The organism is Aminobacter sp. P4_D5 (assembly GCF_056401815.1).
The window spans coordinates 1-773 of the sequence record NZ_JBFUIP010000601.1; the positions used below are offsets into that span (position 1 = coordinate 1).

Annotated in this window: 1 protein-coding gene; it reads left to right on the top strand. The window is 72.1% G+C overall.

The window, feature by feature from the left end:
* Positions 1-737, top strand: a 737-nt coding sequence (locus tag AC1DWF_RS33775; protein ID WP_476842856.1) for an NAD(P)-dependent oxidoreductase, incomplete at its 5' end; no start/stop codon positions are given.
* Between the last annotated feature and the right edge of the window lie 36 nt (positions 738-773).

A 773-nucleotide genomic window follows, 5' to 3' on the forward strand; every position in this document is an offset into this window, starting at 1 on the left:
GCATCGCGGCGGCGCCGAAGCTGCGGCTGATCCAGAAGATCGGCGTCGGCGTGAACACCATCGACCTCGACGCCGCCCGCGCACGCGGCATCGCCGTCTGCAACCTGCCGGGAACCAACAGCCGCGCCGTCGCGGAGATGACGCTGCTGCTCATGCTCGCCGCGCTGCGCAAGCTCGCTCATTTCGATGCCGAGACGCGCATCGGCCGGGGCTGGTCGCAGCCGCCAGAGCTGCAGGATGGCCTTTTCGAGCTCGGCGGGCGCACCGTGGGCCTCGTCGGCTATGGCGCGATCCCTGCCCTGCTCGCGCCCGTGCTGGCGGCGCTCGGCTGCCGAATCCTCTACACCGCGCGCGCGCCGAAGCCGCACGCGACCGGCGAGTTCCGGCCGCTCGACGCGTTGCTGGCAGAAAGCGACGTGGTCTCGCTGCACATCCCCGAGACGCCGGAGACGCGCGGGCTGATCGGCACGGCATCCCTCGCCCGCATGAAGCGGGGCGCCGTTCTCGTGAACACCGCGCGCGGCGGCCTCGTCGACCAGGCGGCGCTGGTGGAGGCGCTGCGCTCCGGCCAGCTCGCTGCGGCGGGCCTCGACGTCTTCGCGGCCGAGCCGGCCGATCCCAGCGATGTGCTCTTCGCCCTGCCCAACGTCGTCGTCGCGCCGCATGTCGGCTGGCTCACCACCGGCACCTTCGACCGTTCCTTCGCCGTCGCGGCGGAGAATGTGCGCCGCCTGTAAGCGGGCGAGGCACTCCTGCATCGGGTCGCATGATAG